Annotated in this window: 1 protein-coding gene; it reads left to right on the top strand. The window is 58.6% G+C overall.

Annotated elements, in window-relative coordinates; all coding sequences use genetic code 11:
• Window positions 1-833, top strand: an 833-nt coding sequence (locus EPD60_RS17050) for a PKD domain-containing protein (protein ID WP_207896713.1), incomplete at both ends; no start/stop codon positions are given.

Below are 833 nucleotides of genomic sequence, written 5' to 3'. Positions count from 1 at the left end.
TGGAGGGGAACTACCTATACGGCTTCGGGCAACTATAATGCATACTCCACCGGTGTCAACGGCTGTCCCGACACCGCCACCCTGCACCTGACCATCAACCAGGGCGTGCATACCGATACCACCGCTACGGCCTGTACCTCCTTCAGCTGGAGGGGAACTACCTATACGGCTTCGGGCAACTATAATGCATACTCCACCGGTGTCAACGGCTGTCCCGACACCGCCACCCTGCACCTGACCATCAACCAGGGCGTGCACACCGATACCACCGCAGTAGCCTGCAGCCAGTATGTGTGGAGAGGCACCACTTATACAACCAGTGGTAATTACAACGTCTATACAACGGGTGCCAACGGCTGTCCCGACACCGCCACCCTGCACCTGACCATCAACCAGGGCGTGCATACCGATACCACCGCTACGGCCTGCAGCCAGTATGTGTGGAGAGGAACCACTTATACCACCAGTGGTAATTACAACGTCTATACAACGGGCGTCAACGGCTGCCCCGATACCGCCACCCTGCACCTCACCATCAACCAGGGCGCGCGCAGTGACACTACCGCCACTGCCTGCGGATCCTATAGCTGGAGGGGAACTACCTACACGGCTTCCGGTAACTACACAGTGACTACTGTAAACGGTGCCTGCACCGATACAGCTGTCCTGCACCTGACCATCAATCAGGGTGTGCGCAGCGACACCACCGCCACTGCCTGTGGTACCTACAGCTGGAGGGGTCAGAGCTATAGCCAGAGTGGAGATTACACCCTCACCACACCCAACGGTGCCTGCACCGATACAGCTGTCCTGCACCTCACCATCGCCCAGGG

The organism is Flaviaestuariibacter flavus (genome assembly GCF_004337505.1).
In the GTDB taxonomy this organism is placed as follows: Bacteria; Bacteroidota; Bacteroidia; order Chitinophagales; family Chitinophagaceae; genus Flavisolibacter; species Flavisolibacter flavus.
Note: the sequence above shows the minus strand (reverse complement) of the source record. Positions and strands in the feature narration are given on the sequence as shown.